The organism is Pseudomonas sp. IT-P260 (genome assembly GCF_949768395.1).
Lineage (GTDB): Bacteria > Pseudomonadota > Gammaproteobacteria > Pseudomonadales > Pseudomonadaceae > Aquipseudomonas > Aquipseudomonas parakoreensis.
Window position 1 is genome coordinate 34,078 of the sequence record NZ_CATKPO010000043.1, and the last position, 21,668, is coordinate 55,745.

Sequence of the window (21,668 nt, forward strand, 5' to 3'; positions counted from 1 at the left end):
GGAGGAACCCATGATCAACACTCGATTGCGCCTCAGCGGCGTGGCACTGCCCGGTGTCGGCCTGGCGGGGCTGCTGCAACTCTGTGCGGTGGATGCGGTGCAGGCTGCCGAGTTCAGCGTGCTGGACAATCAAGTCACCGGATCGATCGACACGACCCTGTCCTATGGCCGTTTGTGGCGGGTGCAGGGCCGCGACAAGAACAACGACGACGTCAACACCAACGACGGCAACCGCAACTTCGATACCGGGCTGGTTTCCGAGGTGTACAAGATCACTTCGGAACTGGAAGCCAACTATCAGAATTACGGGATGTTTCTGCGCGGCACGGCGTTCTACGACACCCAGTTGATGGACAAGCGCAACGATTACTACCGTAACAACAACCCGGCGCAGCCAAGCCAGAGCTACCCGCAGGATGATCGCTTTACCAGCCAGACCCGCGACATCGCCGGCAGCCGGATCGAGATGCTCGACGCCTATGTCTACGGTAACTGGGACGTGGCGCAGATGCCGGTGACTGCGCGGGTCGGGCGTCAGGTGTTCAACTGGGGCGAGGGGATTTTCTATCGCGGTGGTGTCAACACCACCAACCCGGTGGACGCCGCCAAGTACCGCTTGCCGGGCGCCGAGGTCAAGGAGGTGCTGATGCCGGTGGAGGCCGTGAGCTTCAACATCGGCCTGACCGATTCGTTGACTATGGAGAGCTTCTACCAGACCAACTGGAAGGAAACCCGCATCGACCCGGTCGGCACGTTTTACTCGCAGACCGACCTGTTCGCCGATGGCGGCAACACCGGTTACAACAACTTCAGCGGCACTGCGCTCGACACCCCGGTGCCGGGGTTCGGCAACGTCATCGGGCTGTACAGCGCACTGGGCAATAACCCGTTGCTCGGCCCGACGCTGAAAAGCACGGGCCTGTACGCCAACGGCGTGACACCGGCCTACGGCAATACGCTGAAAGTGGCGTCGATCGGCAAGGACTACAACGCACGCAACGATGGCCAGTTTGGCTTTGCGTTTCGCTACATCGCCGAGGCGCTCAACAGCACCGAGTTCGGCCTGTACCTGGTCAACTACCACGCCAAGGAACCGACCATCGCCGCTGACCTCGGTGGCTACAAGGGCATCGACATGAATGCCCTGACCAACATGCTCTCCACCGTCGCCGGCAGTCAGGCCGGGGCGCTGGCCAACGGTCTGGCGACGGCCGATGTGATGGGCAACATTCAGGCGCATCGGCGTTATGCCGAAGACATCCGCATGTATGGTTTCAGCTTCAACACCACTTTGGGCCAGGCTTCGGTGTTCGGCGAGATCGCCTATCGACCGAACCTGCCGATCGGTGTCGCTGCCACCAACGATCTGATCGGCGACCTGGCCAACGGTGCCGCTGTGGCGGTGACCGGCAAGCCCGTCAACGTCGGCGGGCAGATGGTCACCCTCGACAGCGAGATCAACAACGCCGAGCGCGTGGAGGCGTTCAACACCTCGCTGGGCAGCATCTACAACTTCGGCCCGACGCTGTCGTTCGACTCGATGTTCGGCATCTTCGAACTGGCCTCCGAACACCTGCGCGGCAGCAGCCTGCAATACACCGCCTATGACGGCAGCACGCGCTATTACGCCGGTACCGGCAACACCTCTTATGTGTCCGGCGGCGATCGCGACGATCAGGTCAATCGCAACTCCTACAGCTACACGGTGATGTTCAACGGCACCTGGAACGATGTGTACGCCGGGGTCAACGTCTCGCCGTACGTCGTCTACAAGGACGACTTCAAGGGCAACAGCTATCAGGCCGGCAACACCATCGACGGGCGCAAGGCTTACACATTGGGGATCAAGGCCAACTACCAGAACAAGCTCGAAGCCGAGGTGCAATACACCAACTTCTGGGGCGGCGGGCAGAACAACGGGATTCGCGACCGCGACAACGTCGGGTTCAACCTCAAGTATTTCCTTTAAAGGACTACACGAGATTTCAGCAACACCGCATCCCCCCTGTGGGAGCGAGCCTGCTCGCGAAGAGGCAGGCACCTTCAACATTGATGTCGACTGATACACCGCTTTCGCGAGCAGGCTCGCTCCCACAGGTTTTTGTACTTTGGAGAAGATCATGTTTCACACTTCAAGCATGACCCGGATTTCGCTGGCGCTGGTTCTGGGCCTCACCGCCGGCAGCGCCCTCGCCGCCATCACCCCACAACAAGCCGAACAACTGAAAACCACCCTCACGCCCATGGGCGCCGAGCGTGCCGGCAACGCTGCCGGCAGCATTCCGGCCTGGACCGGCGGCATCACCCAGGCGCCGGCCGGGTACAAACCGGGCCAGCATCACCCGGATCCCTACGCTGCAGACAAGCCACTGTTCACCATCACCAAGGCCAATCTGGAGCAGTACAAGGCCCACCTCAGTCCCGGTCAGATTGCGTTGTTCAACAGCTATCCCGACACGTTCCAGATGCCGGTCTATCCATCGCGCCGTTCCGGTTCGGCGCCGCAATGGCTGTATGACAACACGTTGAAGAATGCGACCTCAGCCAAGCTGCTGGAGGGCGGCAGCGGGTTCGCCGATGCCTACGGCGGCGTGCCGTTCCCGGTGCCCAAGGACGGCATCGAAGTGCTGTGGAACCACATCACCCGTTATCGCGGGATCTACGTGGTGCGTCGTGCGTCCGAAGCCCCGGTGCAGCGCAACGGCAGCTTTGCCCTGGTCACCTCACAGCAAGAAGCGCTGTTCAATTTTTATCGTCCGGGCGGGCAGTACGCCGACCTGAAAAACATCCTGTTCTACTACCTCGCTTTTGTGAAAAGCCCGGCGCGGTTGGCCGGTGGCGCGGCGCTGGTGCACGAGATGCTCGATCAGCTCAAGGATCCGCGTCAGGCCTGGGTCTACGACGCCGGCCAACGCCGCGTGCGCCGCGCGCCGAACCTCGCCTACGACACGCCGATCGCCTCATCCGATGGCCTGCGCACCGCCGACGACACTGACCTGTTCAACGGCGCGCCGGACCGCTACGACTGGAAGCTCAAGGGCAAGCAGGAAATCTACATCCCCTATAACAACTACAAGGTCGGCAGTCCCGAGGTGAAGTACGCGCAACTGCTGACCCCGGGCCACCTCAACCCGCAATTCACCCGCTATGAGCTGCACCGTGTGTGGGTGGTCGAAGGTAACCTCAAACCGGGCGCGCGACATGTCTATTCCAAACGCGTGCTGTTCCTCGACGAGGACAGCTGGGGCGCGGCGCTGGTCGATCAATACGATGGGCGCGGGGAGTTGTGGCGGGTGTCGATGGCGTACCTGAAAAACTTCTACGACCTGCCAACCACCTGGAGCGCACTGGACGTGTTTCACGACCTGCAGGCCCGCCGTTACTACGTGCAGAACCTCGACAACGAAGAAGCCTCCACCGTGGACTTCTCGCAACCGGTGCCGGAAGACGCGTATTTCATGCCGTCGGCGTTGCGCCAGCGCGGGACGCGCTAGAGGCGTATCACAACCTCTGTAGGAGCTGCCGAAGGCTGCGATCTTTTGACTTTGATTTTAAAAACAAGATTAAAAGATCGCAGCCTGCGGCAGCTCCTACACAAGGCGGGTTGTCGTTGCCATTGGGTTGACTGGTCGGACGCCATCGCGGGCAAGCCCGCGATTGGATTTACGCTTTGGCGCTGACTGAAATCAGACGCGGATATGGCTGACCATCTGCTGCAATGAGAATGGCCGTTCGGAAGATTCCCCGGTGTGAGCCAGAACGGATGTGCTAGCCTGCAATCAATGATTTCATTGATTGCAGGAGACGTCATGGCCAGCATCACCATTCGAAACCTTGACGAAAAGCTCAAGGAACAGTTGCGTATCACCGCAGCACACAACGGACACTCCATGGAAGAAGAGGCGCGCCTGATTCTCGGTCGAGCCTTGGCAACAGTTGATCGCGCCGGCGGACTTGGAAGCCGGATACGCAGCAGGTTCAGTGCAAACGGCGGAGTTGAACTTGAATTGCCGGAGCGCTCAGAGAAAGCCACCGGGGTGGATTTTTCTGAATGATAGTGCTCGATACCAACGTGCTTTCAGAGTTCATGCGTATCGAACCTGAAGCCAGAGTGCTGGCCTGGGTTGATGCGCAGCCCGCCATGGATCTGGCCATCAGTGCGATAACGGTGGCTGAGATACTCCACGGCATCTCCCGACTTCCCTCAGGCAAGCGCAAACAGAATCTTCAAGCCCATGCGATGGCAATGTTCGAAGAGGATTTCGCCGGACGCATTTTGCCGTTCGATGCGCATGCCGCTGTCGAGTACGCGGCACTCGTCGCAGATTGCGAAGCAAAGGGGCGGGCGGTGTCGATGGCTGATGCTCAGATAGCCGCAATTTGCCGGGCTCATGGCGCGGCAATCGCCACCCGTAACGTGAAGGACTTTCGGTTCTCGGGAGTGGAAGTGATGAATCCGTGGGAGGTGTGAGCGGTGGGGCAGTGAGTATGGGCTGACTGGACTGGCGCCATCGCGAGCAGGCTCGCTCCTACAGGGGATTGGCGTTGTTCACATGATCTGTGTTCAACGCATTACCTGTGGGAGCGAGCCTGCTCGCGAATCGATCTTCCGTTCAACGCAGAGGTGAAGATCAGACGCGGAAGTGGCTGACCATCTGCTGCAACTGACCGCCCAGGCGCGCCAGTTCAACGCTCGACGCTGCGGTTTCATCGCTGGCGGCGGCGGTCTGTTCCGACACGTCGCGCACGTTGATGATGCTGCGGCTGATTTCTTCGGCCACGGCGCTTTGCTGCTCGGCCGCGGCGGCGATCTGCTGGTTCATCGACTGGATGTTCGACACCGTGCGGGTGATGTTTTCCAGGGAGTCGCCAGCCTTGCGGGTCAGGGCCACGCTGCTGTCGGTCAGGGCGCGGCTGTTGTTCATCACGGCAGCCACTTGCTGGGTGCCGTTCTGCAGACCGGCGACCAGGCCTTCGATTTCTTCGGTGGATTTCTGCGTGCGTTGCGCCAGGCCACGGACTTCGTCGGCGACCACGGCAAACCCACGGCCGGCTTCACCGGCACGCGCGGCTTCAATCGCTGCGTTGAGTGCCAGCAGGTTGGTCTGCTCGGCCACGGCCTTGATCACGTCCATGACGCTGCCGATCTTGTCGCTTTCCTGTTGCAGCACGCTCATGGCTTCAGTGGAACGCACCACTTCGCTGGCCAGGCGCTCGATCTGGGCGATGGCTTCATTCACCACCTTGTCGCCTTCACGGGCTTCGCCGTCAGCGGCCGCTGCGGCTTGCGAAGCTTCTTCGGCGTTGCGCGCGACTTCCTGCACGGTGGCAGTCATCTCGTGCATGGCGGTGGCCACCTGATCGGTCTCGACCTTCTGGCTGTTCACGCCGGCGCTGGTCTGCTCGGTCACGGCCGAGAGTTCTTCGGCAGCGCTGGCGATCTGGGTGACGCCGTCGCGGATACCGCTGATCAGGTCGCGCAGGGTCACGCCCATGCGCGCGATGCCTTGTTGCAGCACGCCGAGTTCGTCGCGGCGGGTGACGGTGACGTTCTGGGTCAGGTCGCCGCTGGCAATGCGCTCGACCACGGCCAGGGTTTCCTGCAGCGGACGGGTGATCTGACGGGTGATGATCACCGCGGCAATCACGCCGACCAGCAGCGCCAGCAGGGTGCTGATCAGCTGGAGCGTACGGGCCTGGGCGCTTTCGATGTCGCGACGGTCGAGCTGGATCTGGTACAGCTGCTCGCTGGTGGTGACGATGGCCGCACCTTGATCGGTCATCTCCTTACGCGCCTGCACCGCTTCACTGTTGGCGTTCTTGTAGGCCTGCAACGCGCTGCGGTAGTTGGTCAGGGCGGTTTCCAGCTGATGCAGAGCGTCTTGCTGGGTCGCGGCGAAATGCACGTTCAGTTGCTTGAGGCTGTCGATGGCCACGTTCAGTTGGCCGACGGCTTTCTGCTCGGTTTCGGCGTTGGTGGTGGCGGTGTAGCCGCGCACTTCATAGCGCGCGAGGATGAACGCTTCCTTGGCCTGGGTGATGGCCTGGAACTGCTCGAAGCGCTGCTCGCTCATGTCCATTTGCTGCACGCGCTTGCTGATCGCTTCGATCAGGTTGTAAGCGGTCTCGGCGTTGCTGCCCATCACGTCGCGGGCGCTGTTGCCGGTGCGGTAGGCGTTGCGCATCTTGTTCAGCGAAGTCTGGTATTCGGCGATGGTCGCGGCCTGCTCTTTCAGCAGTTTGACGTTTTCCGGGCTCTTGAACTTGTTGATCAGCGCTTGTTGTTGCGCGGCGAAGCTTTCGAGGGTGGTTTGCACATTCTGCGCGGCGGTTTCGTCGCCGTTGGTCAGCATGTATTGCAGGCGCACCACGCGCAGCTTGGTCAGGCCGGCATTGAGCTGGGTGATGTCGCTCATCCAGTTGCTGCGGTCGATCAGACCGCCGAGGCTGGTCCAGCCAGTCAGGGCCAGTACGCAGGTCAGGGCCAGGACCAGGCCGAAGCCCAGACCCAATTTCATGTTCACGCTGATGTTGCCGAACCAGCTATTCATCACAATTCCTCCAGGAACGTAGAGCTACTTGATCGTCGGTCAGGCTGGAAGATTGTTGTTTTTTTGAGCCAGCAAGGGGGTTAGCAGGTTTGTATCGGCCGCAAACACGAGAGCTGAAAGGATTTTGTCCGACGGAATTTGTAACAAGGGCGTTTCAAGACTTTTTTCACATGCGTTTCACTCGCCACTTACGCCCGCTTCTCTACCCTCGCCGCATCGTATTGACTGTGATGGATGCCGACGAGGCGGCCCGATGTGGAATTGAGACTGAGTCTGTTCGGCGGCAAACGCTCGATTTCCCTGAGTAAGCTGGCCCGCGATCGCAACACGTGGGTGGTGCTCGGTGCGTCGCTGCTGGTGATCCCGCTGACCCTGTGGCTGCTCGCCCCGGCGGCGGTGCCTGACCTGGCCCACGGCAATGTGTCCGGCGCCCGCGCGCTGGCGGCCGGGTGGGCCAAGGGCGAGATGATTGTGCTGGTGCGTCACGTCGAGCGCTGCGATCACTCGCCGGCGCCGTGCCTGAGCGGTGATGACGGCATCACCGACCGCTCGCGCAGTGTCGCGGTCGGTGTCGGCGCACAGTTCGAGCATTTGGGCCTGAATAATGCCGATATCTACAACAGCCCGATGCTGCGCACGGTGCAGACCGCCGGTTACATGTTCAATCGCGCGGCCTCCGGCGAAGACTGGCTGATCAGCTGCAAGGGCCACATCCTGCAGGAAGCGCTGGCGCACAAGCTCGCGGGGCGCAATCTGATTCTGGTGACCCACAGCGAATGCATGGCGGAGCTGGAAAAGGATCTGAATTCGCCGGTTTCGGACCCGGGCTATGGCTCCTCGCTGTTTGTTTCCGCTGCGAACAAAGCGGCCCCGCGCGTGCTTGGCTTCATCGAAGCCTCCGACTGGCATTCAGTGAGCACTCGATGAACTGAGGTGGGCAAAGCGTCGGCCCAAACAAAACCCGCCAGTGACGGCGGGTTTTTTATTGGCTGGCGCGAAGGACGTCAGTAGCCGACGAAGTAGTACGCCTGGCGCCCGACCATCATGGTCTTCAGCACTTTGAGTGGTGCGACGGGTTCGCTGTCCGCCGAGATCACCGCGACGTTCGAGGGCGAGGCACTGAGGAAGTCATGCAGTTGCACGTCGGTGTCCAGTCCCTTGAGCACACGTTGGGTGTAGAACACGCTGGCGCCGCCGACCCGCTCGTTGGCCTGGAACAGCGCGACCTGCTGACCGTTGGCTTGCAGGCTCTGAATATGGTCAGTCAGCGGCAGGAACGACAGTTCTTTATCAGCGTTGGGCAAGGCCCACTGGGCCGCGCCGAGGTAGCTGGCGATCACCACCGTGAGCAAACCGGCAGCAACTGCCTGACGATGACGGGCGACTTTTCCGATAAAGCGGTCGGCGGTTTCGCGGGCCTGCAAGCGCTCGAAGAGCACGCGCGCATACTCGGCGGCGATCACCGCCGCCGCCGGGGTCATCGACATCAGGTATACCGTGCGTTTGCTGGAAGCGAGGGTCAGCATGATGAACTGCGCGACGATCCACAGGCTGAAAAACAGCAAGTAACGGTTGGCCTTCAGCTCCTTGCGGAAATGCCACAGGCCCAGGTAGACCAGAATGTTCCACGGCAGGAACGCTTCCGGCAGTTTGGCCAGGTAGTAATAGAACGGCTCGTAATGCCCGGCCTCGACGAACGAGCCGCTGAAGCGACCGACGCTATTGGTCAGCAGCACTTCAGCGACGGCGTGCGAGCCACCGCGCTGATAAAGCACGACGAGCCAGATCAGCAGGGGAATCAGGCCCACCGCCGTGAGCAGGCCGGGACGCAGCCACGCGCCGATCTTCAGGCGTCTGTCGATCAGGTTGTCCGCCAGCAGGTAGGCGAAAATCACCACGCCGGGCATCGCCAGTCCCAGCACGCCCTTGCTCAGCGTGGCGATGGCGATGCCGACGATAAACAGCAGCGAGTTAGCCGCGTTCGGTGCGCGTTGCGCCTGAAAGAACGCCAGCAACGCCGTGGTTACGCCGAGCGCCAGCAGCGCATCCTCGCCGACTCCACGCACGTTGCTCCAGTAACTGGCCATGGTCGCCAGCAATATCCCCGCCGTCCAGGCCAGCGCTTTCGGCCGTCCGAAGCGGCGCAGCATGCCGTACAGCAGCATCACGCTGAGCAAACCGGCCACCGCCGACGCCAGCCGCACCGCCCACGGCGAAACGCCAAACACGCGCATGGCGCCGGCGTCCAGCCACAGGCTCAGCGGTGGTTTTTCCAGAAACGGTTCGCCGAACAGGCGCGGCGTCACCCAGTCATCGTCCAGGTGCATCTCCATGGCGATCCCGGCGACCCGAGCCTCGGTGGAGCCTTGCAGCTGGTGGTTACCCAAAGCGAAAAAAAACAGCAGGGCGGCGAGTAGAAACAGCGAAGTGGCGGCACGCGGCATGGATTTCAGGCAACCGGAAAGGGCAGGAGCCTTGAGCATACTTCGCCAATGCTTAACAAATTGTGAAACTCACGCCAGTTGTCGTGACCAACGCTTTTCCGGCGCCTCGAACACCGGATTGACCAGCGCCGTCAGCACATGGTCCTGCCAGCGCCCGGCGATGTTCAGGTAGGCCTTGGCGTAGCCCTCGCGCTCGAAACCCAGACGCTCCAGCAAGCGCGCACTGCGCTCGTTGCCGGGTATGTAGTTGGCCATGATCCGGTGCAGGTTCTGCGTGTCGAACATGTAGCCGATGCCGGCCTCCAGGCCTTCCTGCATCAAACCCTGACCCTGATGCGCGTGGTCAATGTGATAACCCAGATAACAGGCCTGAAACGCACCGCGAATGATCCCGCTGAAGTTGCATGCGCCGATCATCTGCTGGCCGTCCGGCGTCAGCAGGGCGAAATGCATCGCCAGCCCGGCCTCGTAGGCACTGGCCTGAACTTCAAGGCGTCGGCGAATCTGCTCGCTGGAAAAGTACTCGGTAGTGCGAATCGGCGACCACGGGGCGAGATGGCGCTGGTTGCGTGCGTAGAAGTCACTTTCCAGTTCGGCCTGTTCCGGGGCGAGGATGGCGAGCGTCAGGCGTTGGCAGGGCAGGCTCAGCAGTGACATCGGGCGCTCCGGTGGGCAGGGTCGAGGGACAGGATTGCCTAGGAGATGGAAAAAAACAAACCGCGCTGGCGCTCTGTAAATTTCTTTGGTGGAGTGCACAGGGTTATCGACTGCGGCATTTCTGGGGTTGGAGGAACAAGCAATGGAATTTGCATTGACGGTAAATGGGTTTGCGCTGCGTGTTCAGTCGCCGGCCCCGGCGCTGGTTACCCCGGTGCGGGAGGCGCTGAACGCCAGTTACCGCGAGCATGCGCCTTTTCTCGAGTGGGCGGTTGAACACACCAGTGAGGAGCGGGCGCTGTCGTCCATGCTGCAAGCGCGCGATGATTTCGCCAGTGAGACCGGTGAGCGGCGCTTATTCATCGTGACTGAAGACGGACAAGCCGTCGTTGGCTGCATCGGCCTCGTGCCGCGTCGACGCAAGCGTTATGTCGTCGGTTATTGGGCCAACAGCGCGTTTGCCGGCAAGGGCTACATGCGCGAAGTGCTCCAGCAACTGGTCAGGCGCCTGCCTGAGTGCACCTTTTACCTGACCACTTCGTCGGCCAACACCCGCAGTCAGCGTCTGGCTGAAGCGGCGGGGTTTGCGCTGATCAGGGTTCACCCACAGGCGCGGCAATCGCAGCAGCACGGCATGCAGGACACTTGGGTGTATCGCTTCGGCAGCAAATGCCAAGCAAAAAAAAGCCCGCGGGAGAGCGCGGGCGAACCGTAGTTTCTTGAATGAGCGAGCGGACTGTACCGTGTTGATCGAGCCTGAGCAGTGAAGAAAAATTCATCTCGGCAGCGACCGCTCTGTAACGCATCAAGGCAAGTGATCCGCTGCAAAATCGGCTTCCGAACGTGCCTGCAGCCGGCCCTTGCGGCAAGCCTGCTGAAAACGTTCGAAGTCGCGTTCGTTCTGCGCGGTGTAACTGCGGGCGTATTTGAACAGGGCGTCGGCCAAGGCATCGCCCTTGCCGATATAGCCGCTGATGACCGCCGCATTGCCCGAGGCTTTGGCGTGGGCGCGGGCCAGTGCGCGACCGCAGACCCGGGCATAGGCAGCGAAGGTTTCGGCGTCGAAGTTTTCCAGTTCGGCGGAGATCTTCATGTCGCGCAATTGCCGCACATAAAAATGCCGACCGTGGGGGCCGGTGGTCCAGCCCAGAAACAGATCGCTCGCCGACTGCATCAAGCGCTGCCCCTCGACCACCCGTTGGCCTTCATGACGCGTGCGGGACTTGGTCTTCACATAGTCGGCGAGCACCGAGCGCCGCGCCTCCTTGAACTGCAGAAACAACGGAAATTCCTGATCGTCGGTCAGCAGCGCCACCAGACATCGGGTGCCCACACTGCCGACACCCACCACTTTGAACGCCAGATCCTGCACGTGAAACCGCGAGAGCAATTCCCGCCGGTCAGCCTGCAGCGTGGTGCGATAGTCACGCATGAATGTATCGAACAACGGCCGCCAGTCTGCCAGCCGCAACCAGTCATCGTCGGCGTCGAGCAGCGTAGTGTTCTTGTGCAGGTGGAAAATCTCCGGCAAATCGTCACGAATGACCAATCGCCCATTGGCGTCGCGCTCACTGATTTTCGGCAGCAACTCGGCATGGGTGCGCCGTTCGGCTTTATCGACGGCACGCTGCACATGCTCCAACGCACTCTTGCGCGCCTGATCGAGCAAGTCTTCGTACTTGATCGATTCGTACCAGGTTTCCAGCGCACTCTGTTCGGCACACTCCAGCATCGTCGCCTGATAGGCACCGACCATCTGCCGACAGACCTCTTCCTCAACCGACTCGCCATGGCGCAAATCCCGCGCCGCCACCACAAAACTCGCCGCCAGCCGCTTCACGTCCCATTCCCAGGGCCCGGGATGCGCCTCGTCGAAATCATTGACGCTAAACAACAGATTGCGCTCCGGAGTGGCGAACCCGCCGAAGTTCATCAAGTGTGCATCCCCACAGATCGGCCCGACCAGCCCCATGTTCTCGGTGCTCGACAGATCATGCGCCTGCAGCAGCGCGTTGCCACGGAAGAACGTGAAGGGCGACACCAGCATTCGTCCGTAACGCAACTCCACCAGCGAAGCGACGCGGCCCTGACTCGACGCTTTGATCAGCGGAATCGGATCGCGGCTCATTTTTCCGGTGGTGGCGTGGGTGCTGCGCGAGCATTGCTTGCGGGCGTCCTTGCCTTGCTTCATGCGGGTTTGGAGGGTGGTCATGGGGGCTCGTCGTGGCAGTGGGGGCGGTGTGAGTGTAGAAGTGGTTCAGGGGGTTATCCGCCGGCCGTAACGAACCCGGTCATTTCAGAACTCCGTGACCTTGTCCTTGCGTAAAATCCACCCGGCTTCACCCGCCACCAACGTGTACTGAACCTGACGCATCTTCCCCGTACGACCCGCACCCGCGTCGGCGCTGTCATACACCGGGAAGCGTTGCACAAGCCTGTTTTCCACCACGGCAAACGAGTCCTCGCCCTGATAGCCCTCCGCGGTTTTCGGGTTGTCGCTGACCGGAGGCAAGTAGATTTCGCTCAGGGATTTCTTGTTGTTGGCCGAATAGGCGATCAGTTCGCCCGGCATGCCGCGTCCGGGCGAGCGGGTGAACACATAGAGTTCAGGGGAGCCGTCGTTGTTGAGATCGGCGACTTCGGCGCGTACCACCTCACCGCTAAGGGCCTGAATGATGACCGTATTGTCGATCTCCAGCCCCTTGGGAGCGATGTGCAAAGTGGGTTTGCCATCGACCTGTTCAGTGCTGACGTGAAAGGCAATGCCCTGCAATTCCAGCGTCTGATCGAATGGTGGCTGACGGCTGATGGCATCGCCATTGACCAGCCTCAGCGCCAGCTCGTAGTTGGCCACTTCATTACGTCGTGCGGCGTTGCGCATGAGGTAGACCTGAACCGTGTACTCGCCATCGGTGGGCAATGTGCCGAGGAAGTGATTGCCCATGATCGAGCCATTGAACAGCGCGTAATCGGCCCCCTTGGCAGCGATGTTGAAGTAAGCGGAGGTGTTGGAGGGCTTGAAGTCGACGGTCAGCATCTGGCCGGCCTTGGCGTTGAACCGGTACTCCGCCGTCTGGTCACCCGTGATCGACTGTTTGCGCTGGACGCTGTCGGCAGCGGGTGTGAACGCGATCGGTTCGACGCGCACAGTGGGGGCGTCGGCCGCATGGACGGACAGGCAAATCAGCGCTGTCAGCGCGGCGGCGATCCAAGTCTTCATCTTCAACTCCATTGCATCTCGATGTTCGCAGCATAGAAGCTGCATCGAGCGATCGCCCAGAGATTGCGCGGATTAAATGTTGCTGGATTTGAGCACGTGCCAGAGGCCGTGTTCCCTGACACGAATCAGTTGTTCACATAATTCTCACCTGAGTTTTGCCATGATGCTGGCTGGTATTCCATCGGCCCCAGCGAGTGATCCCGGCATGAATATGAGCGTTCTCTACGCATTGATTGCGGCAGCGCTGTTTGGCGCCAGTACGCCCCTCGCCAAACTGCTGGGGGTACAGATTTCGCCGATTCTGCTCGCCGGGTTGCTCTATCTCGGCAGTGGTCTGGGTTTGACCGTTCTGCGTTTTGCCCGCGATCGTGGCTGGAAACCTTCCGGGCTCGGCACCGGTGAATGGCCATGGCTGATTGGCGCCATCGGCTTCGGCGGCGTGCTGGCGCCAGTGGCGCTGATGTTCGGTCTGACCCGAACGTCCGGCGCGAGCGCTTCACTGATGCTCAACCTCGAATCCGTGCTCACGGCGCTGCTGGCGTGGGTGGTGTTCAAGGAAAACGCCGACCGACGAATCGTGATCGGCATGCTCGCCATCGTCGCCGGTGGCGTCGTGCTGTCCTGGCCACAAGAGGCCGTCTCGGCGCAAGACTGGACCGGGCCGCTGGCCGTGGCTTTCGCCTGCTTTTGCTGGGCCATCGACAACAACCTGACCCGTAAAGTCTCGGCCTCGGACGCACTGTTCATCGCCGGCAGCAAAGGCCTCGTGGCCGGTCTGGTCAACTGCACATTGGCCCTGATCATCGACAGCCAACTACCCGCCGCCACCTCGCTAGTGCCGATCATGCTGGTCGGCTTTCTCGGCTACGGCGTCAGCCTGGTAATGTTCGTCCTCGCCCTGCGCGGCCTCGGCAGCGCACGCACTGGCGCCTACTTTTCCACCGCACCGTTCCTCGGCGCAGGCATCTCGATTCTGCTGCTGGGCGAATCGATATCGCTGATGTTGCTGCTCGCAGCAGCGTTAATGGCCGTGGGCGTATGGATTCATCTGATGGAAAACCATGTTCATGAACATCAGCACGAACGGCTTGAGCACGATCATCGGCATATACACGATGAGCATCATCAACATACGCATGGGTTTGAATGGGATGGGGTGGAGCCGCATAGTCATCCGCATGTGCATACGCCGATGCGGCACAGTCATGCGCATTTTCCGGATGTGCATCATCGGCATGGGCATTGATTGAAACTCTGAAGTCTGTCGATTGATGTCATTGTGATATCGTCTCTGTCGATTTCTTCAGTATTTCATTCGAGTCATTCCATGAAACCAATTTTCCTGTTGTTGCCCATTGCGGCCCTTTTTTCTGCTTTCAGCGTTGCCGCTGCACCTTCGCCGGTGGCGTCGTTTGCCGCTTGTGACGATCACTCCCTGGCAGTCGTGCAATCACCTTTGTTCAAGGATCTGGTGCCGAGCACTGTCGAAAATGGCCAGATCAAATTGTCCGGCGGCACCAAGAGCGATATGGGGCAGCGCTGGATGTTCGCCAAGCCGGTCGAAATTGACGGCATGTCGTTGACCGGCTTCTACGCCGAAGATACAGACCTGATGGGCACTCGCATCATCAGTTGGGGGTTCTACGCCAAGCAGACGCCGAATGAACTCCACACCCAGTTGGAAAAAGCGGGTGGGCCGCGTATGGACATGTCGCAGGGACTCTACGCACGCGCGGAAATCTGGTCCAACGGCAAATCCAACTGGCAGCCGGAAGACCCATCCGCAACGGCGGGCAAGCTGGTTGTCGACAGTGCCGAGCGCGTGTTTCTGATCGAGCCTGCTCCGCAAGAGCTGACGACTGGCAGCAAGGGGATGTTTACCTGCTCGATTCAAGGCAAGGTCAGTGAGGCAATGCTCAATTCCAGCCGTCCGGATCTGCTCAGCGCGGCTCATTGATTTTGATGAATGCAGGTTGGAAAAAGGACGACATCGTGTCGTTCTTTTTTGTGAGTAGGCAGAGCATTGCCAGGGTTGTCGAGTTTGATCGCCTGCGGCTGTGGGTTTGTGTGCCCGTTTTGGCTGATGTCCAGATGCGACAAAGCCCGCACTAGGCGGGCTTTGTCGTTGAGAGTTGGTGGAGCCGGGGGGATTTGAACCCCCGTCCGCCAGTGCTCCGCTGTCGGTACTACATGCGTAGCCGTGTCTATTAAGTTAACCCTCAGCGACCCGACGGGCAGGGTGCTTTGGGCGAGTTGTGTAAGTTTTAGCCGCTTCGTCCACAACGTACTGCACGGCGATTCTGTTCTATATGACAATCATTTCGGGTTTACAGACATCCCCTGATGATTGCTGGGCCCGAAGGCACCAGGAGTGCATGTCAGCTGCAATTAAGCAGCGAGAGCAGCACCGTATTGGTCGTCATTGGCAACTATAAGAAGTTGCAACAGTGGATTTACGACTTCTGTTACCAAGTCGGCATGCACCTAAAGTTTCGTCACCGGCGTCGAATCCTAATCGGCCCCGAACTCATTGCCTCGTACATCAGGTGAGGCAACAAGCCTGCGCAGTGTACGCCAAACGGCCGGCAAGGCCAACCCGAAGGTTGGCCGAGGCCTTGAATCAGTTGTTGGTGCCGGTGGATTTACGCAGTTCTATGATGGTTTGCGAGGTTTCCGCTACGCAGTCATCAATCTTGCCCTGGGCTTTCAGCGCCTGTGCCTTGCTCACACTGGCCTCAGCACGCTGACTGAGTTCCGGGTTCGCTGACAACTGCCCCTTGGCATTGTTGATGGTCTGGATATTGGCATCGCACAGGTCGGCGGGTTTGTCAGCGGCGAACGAAGTGGAGGCCATCATCGAGGCAGTAACGAACAGACCTAACAGTACAGAACGTTTCATGTGTATCTCCTTGAACTGAGGGATCCAGACTGCGCTGGCCGTCAGGACGGGCAACCGAGTGGAAGAAAAGCCCCGATTTTCGGGGTCTGTTCTGTGGACTACGGTCGCACGCAAGGGTTCTATTTTTCTTCAGCAGGCCTTGGCCCGGGTCACCCGATCCACCAGATAGACCAGCCCGTGATAGTCGATGCCGCCGTGTTGCGTCAGGCCGATCTCACAGGTGCGGCTGGTGGAAATGCCTTCGCTGCAATGTTGCACCGTGTCCTTAAGCGTGCGCAGCGAATGGCTGTTCAACTCCGGGGTGGTGAAGCCCTTGTCACCGGCAAACCCGCAACAATGAATGCCTTCAGGAATCACCACGGTTTTGCTGCATTTGCGCGCCAGATCGATCAGCGCCTGGCTCTCGCCCAGATGCTGGGTGCTGCAGGTCACGTGAACCGCAATCGGTGCCTCTTGCGGGGTGAACTCCAGTCGATCGAGAAGATGCGTACGAATGAAGCGCACCGGGTCGTACAGATCCAGGCGAACATTTCCCACGTCCTGCACCAGACGCAAGGTGCAGGGGCTGGTGTCGCAATAGATCGGATCGAGCCCGCCACGACTGGCATGGAGGAGGGCACTGATCAGTTCTTGGCGCTTGTGTTCGGCTTGCTCGGTGTAACCTTTGGAGGCAAACGGCTGACCGCAGCAGAGGTTGTCCTGATTGTCCGGGATCACCACTTGGTAACCGGCCTTTTCCAGTAGGCCACGGGTTTTGTCGTACAGCGACATCTGCTCCTTGTCACCCGCCGCCGGGCCCATCACCCGCGATACGCACGCCGCCAGATACACCACCCGCGGGCGCTCATCCGACACACTCGGGTTGAAGCGAATGGCTTTTTCCGGTTGCGGCATCGCGTTGGTCCACAGCGGCACCTGGCCTTTGGACAAACGCGTCAGGGTTGCCGACAGTTTTGCCAGACGCGGTGCGCCCAGCAGCATCCGTGCTCCATTGGCCACGTGCAAAGTGAAACGTGCACCTTGCAGGGTCTTGGCGAAATTTCCTTCGATCCAGTCAGCGGTTTTCTGATGCGTCGCGTGTCGGCCGCGAAGCTTTTTCACCAGTTCGCCGGTATTGATGTCCACAGGGCAACGCTGAGCGCACAAACCGGTCGCGGCGCAGGTCTCGATGCCTTGGTACTCGTAGGCCTTTTCCAGCTCGGTGGTGTCAACGCCGGCGCGTTTTTTCGCCTGAATGTCACGCCAGATGACGATGCGCTGGCGCGGGCTGAGGGTAAGGCCTTTCGACGGGCAGACCGGTTCGCAGAAGCCGCACTCGATGCATTTATCAACAATCTCGTCAGCCGCCGGCAGCGGCTTGAGGTGCTTGAGGTGGATCTGCGGATCTTCGCTGAGCACCACGTCCGGGTTGAGGATGCCGTTGGGGTCGAGCAGACGTTTGAGCTGCCACATCAACTGATAGGCATCGCTGCCCCATTCCAGCTCAACGAACGGCGCCATGTTGCGACCGGTGCCGTGTTCAGCCTTGAGCGAGCCGCCAAACTCCACCGCCACCAGTTGCGCGACGTCGTCCATGAACGCCTGATAGCGTGCGACTTCTTCCGGACTGTTGAAGCCTTGGGTGAAGACGAAATGCAGATTGCCCTCCAGCGCGTGTCCGAAAAGGATCGCTTCGTCGTAGGCATGTTTGTCGAACAGCTCGATCAGGCGGTTGACGCCGATCGCCAGTTGCTCAACCGGGAAGGTCACGTCCTCGATGATCACCGTGGTGCCGGTTTTACGCACGGCACCGACGGCGGGAAAGGTGTCCTTGCGGATGGCCCAGAGCTTGGCGTTCTCGGCCGGGTCTTCAGTGAAGTCGACCTGTTTTTCCACCGGGAAACGGGTCAGCGAAGCCATGATCTGCGCCAGTTGTTCCTGCAGCAACGTGGAAGAGGCGGCGCGGGATTCGATCAGCAGGGCGCAGGCATTGTTCGACAGGTGTTGTACGAAATCCGGCATGCCCGGTTTGTCTTGCACCGAGCGCAGGCTGCGTCGGTCCAGCAGTTCCACCGCTGACACCGGTTGGCTTTTCAGCACGGTGACCGCGTTGCAGCAGGTTTCCACATCCGGGAACACGATCAGCGCCGAGGCCTTGTTCGGGTGGTCGATCACCGTGTCGTAGGTCACCGCACTGATGAAACCGAGCGTGCCTTCGGAGCCGACCAGCAGGTGGCTCAAGATATCCACAGGCTCGTCGAAATCCACCAAGGCGTTGAGTGACAGGCCGGTGGTATTTTTCAGACGGTATTTGTGGCGGATTTTCGCCGCCAGTTCGGCATTGGCGCGGGTCTCGCGGCCCAACGTCGCCAAGCGCTCCAGCAGATCGCCATGGCTTTCGCGAAACGCGGCGACGCTGGCGGCGTCTTCGGTGTCGAGACGGCTGCCGTCGGCCAGTACCAGACGAATTCCGGCGAGAGTGTGATAGGTATTTTGCGCGGTGCCGCAGCACATGCCGCTGGCGTTGTTGGCGACGATACCGCCGATCTTGCAGGCGTTGATTGACGCCGGATCCGGGCCGATCTTGCGCCCGAACGGTGCCAGCCACGCGTTGGCCTGCGCGCCGATCACGCCCGGCTGCAGGCGGATTTGCAGGCCTTGATCACGAATCTCGCGAGCGTTCCAGTTATCCCCCAGCACAATCAGCACCGAATCGCTGATCGCTTGCCCGGACAAACTGGTGCCGGCGGCGCGGAAGGTCACCGGGACTTGATCGCGCTGGGCCAGTTTCAGCAGCGCTACCACTTCATCTTCGGACTCGACGCGGATCACCAGTTTGGGAATCAGCCGATAAAAACTGGCGTCGGTGCCGAAGGCCAAGGTCGACAGCGGATCGTCGAAGCGGCGCTCCGCTGGAATCAGTTGCTGCGCATCACGCAGGAAATTCACCGGAAGCGTCATTGGTCCTCCAGGATCAGTACCACCAGGTCTTTCGGGCCGTGAGCGCCGTAGGCCAACACTTGTTCGATGTCGGCGGTTTTCGACGGGCCGGACACCAGCAGCGCATTGGTCGGCATGCCTTGGGCCCACTCGAATTCCTGTTGCACCTGATAGAAGTTGTCGCGGATTTCGCTGGCCTTGAGCAGGGCGAAATGCACCGGCGGCACCAGGCTCATCAGTCGCGGCTCTTCACGGGTTGGCCAGAGAATCAGGCTGCCGGTGGCGGCGATGGCGCCGAGGGTGCCGGTCAGGCTGGCCGGAGTGTCGTTGAACAGTTCGGCTTTCCACTCCTCCATCGGCCGGTTGTAGTACTTCAGCGTCGGCAGATCAGGATTGTTCGCCCAGTGTTGTGAGACGCGTTGCCCGTGAGGCGTCGTCGGTGCAATCAGCAGGCTCGGCAGCTGACGGTCACGCAGTAATTGCGCGAGTAGCGCCGGCCAGTCTGCGCCGGTAGTCAGATGGATTTCGGTGTGCACCGCTTCCATCAGTTTGCGCAGCTGCGGGATACGTTGCTCGGCGCTGTAGGTGTAAGGCTGGGTCACCAGATCGACGTCGAAGTCGTCGGCAATCGGTGTGGCACCGGTCAGACTTTTCCGCAGCTTGGCGAGGATATTTTGCTTGGCGCTCATCAGCGGTCTCCCTGTTTGGCCAGATGCTCGCGGGCCATGTCGTGCAGTGAGCGGGCGGCGGGTTTTGGTGCGCTGTGGTTTTGCGTCCACGGGCCGACATTGCTCGGGGTCAGGGCACGCAGGCGCGTGGCGAAGAAACCAAACAACCGATACAGCGTCGGCGAGCTGTTGAGTTTCGCCCAGGCGTTCCAGATGAAACGTTCCTTGCGCGAATATTTGCTGCCTTGGCCGCGCATCACTTGATGCGGACTGTCCGGGGCTTTGACGTTTTCTTCGCGCAGGCGCCGCAGCAGGGCAGGGATCGGAATTTTCACCGGGCACACTTCACCGCAGGCACCGCACAACGACGAAGCGCTCGGGTGATCCGGGACTTTCGCCAGACCGACCATGTGCGGGGTGATGATTTTGCCGATCGGTCCCGGGTACACCTCGCCGTAGGTGTGACCACCGACGCGGGTGTAGACCGGGCAATGGTTCATGCACGCGCCACAGCGGATGCAGTTCAGGGTCTGGCGCAGTTCGCTGTCGGCGAAGGCCTGGCTGCGACCGTTGTCGAGCAGCACCAGGTGCACTTCCTGCGGGCCATCGAGTTCATGTTCCTTGCGCGGGCCGGAGATCATGTTGACGTAAGTGGTGATCGGAATGCCCAGCGCCGAGCGGGTCAGCAGCGACAACAGCGGCACCACGTCGCGCAGGTTTTCCACGACCTTTTCGATGCCGGTGACCGCGATGTGCACCGGCGGCACGGTGGTGGTCATGCGCCCGTTGCCTTCGTTTTCCACCAGCAGCAGGGTGCCGGTTTCGGCCACGGCGAAGTTGACGCCGGAAACGCCGATGTCCGCTTCGAAGAATTTCTGCCGCAGGACTCTGCGACCGATCTGAATGAGTTGGTCAACGTCCTTGGTGTACTCCACGCCAAGTTTGTCGTGGAACAAGGACGCGACCTGACCGGCATTCTTGTGGATCGCCGGCATAATGATGTGTGAAGGCTTTTCGTGGTCGAGCTGGACGATGTATTCCCCCATGTCGGACTCCAGGCATTCAACACCTTGAGCCTCGAGGAAATGGTTCATCTCCATCTCTTCGCTGACCATCGATTTGCCCTTGATCACTTGCCGCGCCTCGTGAGCGCGGATGATCGAAAGGACGATGCCATTGGCCTCGTCCACCGTTTCCGCCCAGTGCACTGTCACACCGTTGCGGGTCAGGTTCTGTTCCAGTTGCTCGAGCAGGTCGGGCAACTTGGAGAGCGCACGCGCCCTGATCGAGTTGCCCAGGGCGCGCAAGTGTTCTCTTTCGTGGGCATCGCTGAACGCCGCTGCCCGCTTGGTCATCAGTGAATCCATGGCAGTACGGAAGTTGTTCCGTAACTGCTGATCACCCAAGGCGTTGTGCGCCCGGGTGCGGAAGTCTTCTTCTACGGCAACCGTAGGAATAATCGTCGAGGTGCTCATTGCGCACCTCCGGTTCGTTGCCACAGAAAGCTGGCGAGATGTTGCCCGCGCAGCGCTTCCTTTTGTTTCTCCAATGCGCCGTTGATGTTCATCAAACAGCCACAGTCGGCGCTCAACACTTTGTGTGCGCCGGAATCCTTCAACGCTTTGGTCTTGTCAGCCACCATCGCGCCGGAAATGTCTGGCATACGGACGCTGAATGTCCCACCGAAGCCACAGCATTCGCTTTCGTGGTCATGGTTGACCCGTTCCACGTTGCTCAACTGCGCCAACAGCTCGCGGCCGTGCAGGTGGGTATTCATTTCGCGACGTGCCGAACACGAAGTGTGCAGCGCCACTTTGACCGGTTCGCCGCTGTCCTTGAGCTGCACCTTGCAGACAAACAGCAGAAACTCAGCCAGTTCATAAGTGCGGGCCGCGAGGGCCTGTACCTGTTTCAACGTTTGCGGCTCGTCCTTGAACAAGTCCGCGTAATGCTCGCGCAGCATGCCCGCGCAGGAACCCGACGGCACCACCACCGGATAATCCCCGGCAAACAACGCCAGTTGCGCGCGCGCGACCGACCGCGCCTGCTCGGTGTAACCCGAGGTGTAGGCCGGTTGCCCGCAGCAGCTTTGCCCTTGCGGGTACTCGACCTTGATCCCTTCACGCTCCAGCAAGTGGATTGCGTCCATCCCGGCTTCGGGATAGAACAGGTCGACCACACACGTGCCGAACAGATAGACCCGCGACGGTTTCTCGCTGGGGTATTGCCGAGGTTCGGGCAGTGGCGGTGCGACGCGAGTGGCGTTGGGCACTGCGTTGTAAAAAAGCTCGCTCATCAGGCGTGTCTCCG

At 60.4% G+C, this 21,668-nt stretch carries 18 protein-coding genes, 1 other RNA gene and 1 pseudogene; 8 read left to right on the plus strand and 12 right to left on the minus strand.

Going from position 1 to position 21,668, the window contains the following annotated elements:
- Positions 1–10 precede the first annotated feature (10 nt).
- From ACM6HV_RS24620 to ACM6HV_RS24635, 4 genes are all read left to right on the plus strand, one after another.
- Positions 11–1,969: a DUF1302 domain-containing protein gene (locus ACM6HV_RS24620; RefSeq protein ID WP_414905517.1), complete on the plus strand. Its 1,959-nt coding sequence runs from the start codon at positions 11–13 to the stop codon at positions 1,967–1,969.
- A 151-nt stretch (positions 1,970–2,120) separates the two neighbouring features.
- A complete protein-coding gene (locus ACM6HV_RS24625) occupies positions 2,121–3,494 on the plus strand; it encodes a DUF1329 domain-containing protein (protein ID WP_414905518.1) in 1,374 nt (457 codons plus the stop codon).
- 315 nt (positions 3,495–3,809) lie between these two features.
- Positions 3,810–4,055, plus strand: a complete 246-nt coding sequence (locus ACM6HV_RS24630; protein ID WP_098967122.1) for a FitA-like ribbon-helix-helix domain-containing protein — start codon at positions 3,810–3,812, stop codon at positions 4,053–4,055.
- Positions 4,052–4,471, plus strand: a complete 420-nt coding sequence (locus ACM6HV_RS24635) for a type II toxin-antitoxin system VapC family toxin (protein ID WP_414905519.1) — start codon at positions 4,052–4,054, stop codon at positions 4,469–4,471. Before ACM6HV_RS24630 ends, ACM6HV_RS24635 begins: the two co-directional genes overlap by 4 nt.
- Positions 4,472–4,631: 160 nt before the next feature.
- Here ACM6HV_RS24635 and ACM6HV_RS24640 read toward each other — a convergent pair whose 3' ends face one another.
- Both ACM6HV_RS24640 and ACM6HV_RS24645 read right to left on the minus strand, forming a co-directional pair.
- Positions 4,632–5,495 (minus strand): methyl-accepting chemotaxis protein, encoded by an 864-nt coding sequence (locus ACM6HV_RS24640; RefSeq protein ID WP_371260362.1) that lies wholly within the window; start codon positions 5,493–5,495, stop codon positions 4,632–4,634.
- 42 nt (positions 5,496–5,537) lie between these two features.
- Positions 5,538–6,551 (minus strand): annotated as a pseudogene (locus ACM6HV_RS24645) (methyl-accepting chemotaxis protein); the annotation flags it as partial.
- 255 nt (positions 6,552–6,806) lie between these two features.
- On the opposite strand from ACM6HV_RS24645, the gene ACM6HV_RS24650 reads away from it, so the two are divergent.
- Positions 6,807–7,478 (plus strand): histidine phosphatase family protein, encoded by a 672-nt coding sequence (locus tag ACM6HV_RS24650; protein ID WP_414905520.1) that lies wholly within the window; start codon positions 6,807–6,809, stop codon positions 7,476–7,478.
- Positions 7,479–7,555: 77 nt separating this feature from the next.
- Here ACM6HV_RS24650 and ACM6HV_RS24655 read toward each other — a convergent pair whose 3' ends face one another.
- Together ACM6HV_RS24655 and rimJ are read right to left on the minus strand one after the other, a co-directional pair.
- Positions 7,556–9,034 (minus strand): ArnT family glycosyltransferase, encoded by a 1,479-nt coding sequence (locus ACM6HV_RS24655; protein ID WP_414905521.1) that lies wholly within the window; start codon positions 9,032–9,034, stop codon positions 7,556–7,558.
- A 30-nt stretch (positions 9,035–9,064) separates the two neighbouring features.
- Entirely contained in the window at positions 9,065–9,652 is a 588-nt protein-coding gene (rimJ, locus tag ACM6HV_RS24660) for a ribosomal protein S5-alanine N-acetyltransferase (RefSeq protein WP_414905522.1), read from the minus strand.
- 142 nt (positions 9,653–9,794) lie between these two features.
- Here rimJ and ACM6HV_RS24665 point away from each other — a divergent pair, with 142 nt between their 5' ends.
- Positions 9,795–10,367: a GNAT family N-acetyltransferase gene (locus tag ACM6HV_RS24665; RefSeq protein WP_414905523.1), complete on the plus strand. Its 573-nt coding sequence runs from the start codon at positions 9,795–9,797 to the stop codon at positions 10,365–10,367.
- 90 nt (positions 10,368–10,457) lie between these two features.
- Here ACM6HV_RS24665 and ACM6HV_RS24670 read toward each other — a convergent pair whose 3' ends face one another.
- Entirely contained in the window at positions 10,458–11,864 is a 1,407-nt protein-coding gene (locus ACM6HV_RS24670; protein ID WP_414905524.1) for a DUF2252 domain-containing protein, read from the minus strand.
- Positions 11,865–11,948: 84 nt separating this feature from the next.
- Complete coding sequence (locus tag ACM6HV_RS24675) at positions 11,949–12,872, minus strand: PliI family lysozyme inhibitor of I-type lysozyme (protein ID WP_414905525.1); 924 nt, start codon at positions 12,870–12,872, stop codon at positions 11,949–11,951.
- A 205-nt stretch (positions 12,873–13,077) separates the two neighbouring features.
- Between ACM6HV_RS24675 and ACM6HV_RS24680 the strand changes: the two genes are divergently transcribed.
- Together ACM6HV_RS24680 and ACM6HV_RS24685 are read left to right on the plus strand one after the other, a co-directional pair.
- Complete coding sequence (locus ACM6HV_RS24680; RefSeq protein ID WP_414905526.1) at positions 13,078–14,118, plus strand: EamA family transporter; 1,041 nt, start codon at positions 13,078–13,080, stop codon at positions 14,116–14,118.
- A gap of 33 nt (positions 14,119–14,151) precedes the next feature.
- Entirely contained in the window at positions 14,152–14,829 is a 678-nt protein-coding gene (locus ACM6HV_RS24685; protein ID WP_414905527.1) for a hypothetical protein, read from the plus strand.
- Positions 14,830–15,005: 176 nt separating this feature from the next.
- On the opposite strand, the gene ssrA is transcribed toward ACM6HV_RS24685, so the two are convergent.
- The 6 genes from ssrA to ACM6HV_RS24715 form a co-directional block, all read right to left on the minus strand.
- Positions 15,006–15,395: a transfer-messenger RNA gene (gene ssrA, locus ACM6HV_RS24690) on the minus strand.
- Between the two features lie 97 nt (positions 15,396–15,492).
- Positions 15,493–15,771 (minus strand): hypothetical protein, encoded by a 279-nt coding sequence (locus ACM6HV_RS24695; protein ID WP_007961392.1) that lies wholly within the window; start codon positions 15,769–15,771, stop codon positions 15,493–15,495.
- Between the two features lie 129 nt (positions 15,772–15,900).
- Positions 15,901–18,711, minus strand: coding sequence for an FAD-binding and (Fe-S)-binding domain-containing protein (locus ACM6HV_RS24700; RefSeq protein WP_414905528.1), 2,811 nt, complete (start codon positions 18,709–18,711; stop codon positions 15,901–15,903).
- Positions 18,708–19,379: a LutC/YkgG family protein gene (locus ACM6HV_RS24705; RefSeq protein ID WP_414905529.1), complete on the minus strand. Its 672-nt coding sequence runs from the start codon at positions 19,377–19,379 to the stop codon at positions 18,708–18,710. The genes ACM6HV_RS24700 and ACM6HV_RS24705 overlap by 4 nt, the downstream gene beginning before the upstream one ends.
- Positions 19,379–20,833: a LutB/LldF family L-lactate oxidation iron-sulfur protein gene (locus ACM6HV_RS24710; protein WP_003221499.1), complete on the minus strand. Its 1,455-nt coding sequence runs from the start codon at positions 20,831–20,833 to the stop codon at positions 19,379–19,381. Before ACM6HV_RS24710 ends, ACM6HV_RS24705 begins: the two co-directional genes overlap by 1 nt.
- Entirely contained in the window at positions 20,830–21,654 is an 825-nt protein-coding gene (locus ACM6HV_RS24715; protein ID WP_145597252.1) for a (Fe-S)-binding protein, read from the minus strand. Before ACM6HV_RS24715 ends, ACM6HV_RS24710 begins: the two co-directional genes overlap by 4 nt.
- Between the last annotated feature and the right edge of the window lie 14 nt (positions 21,655–21,668).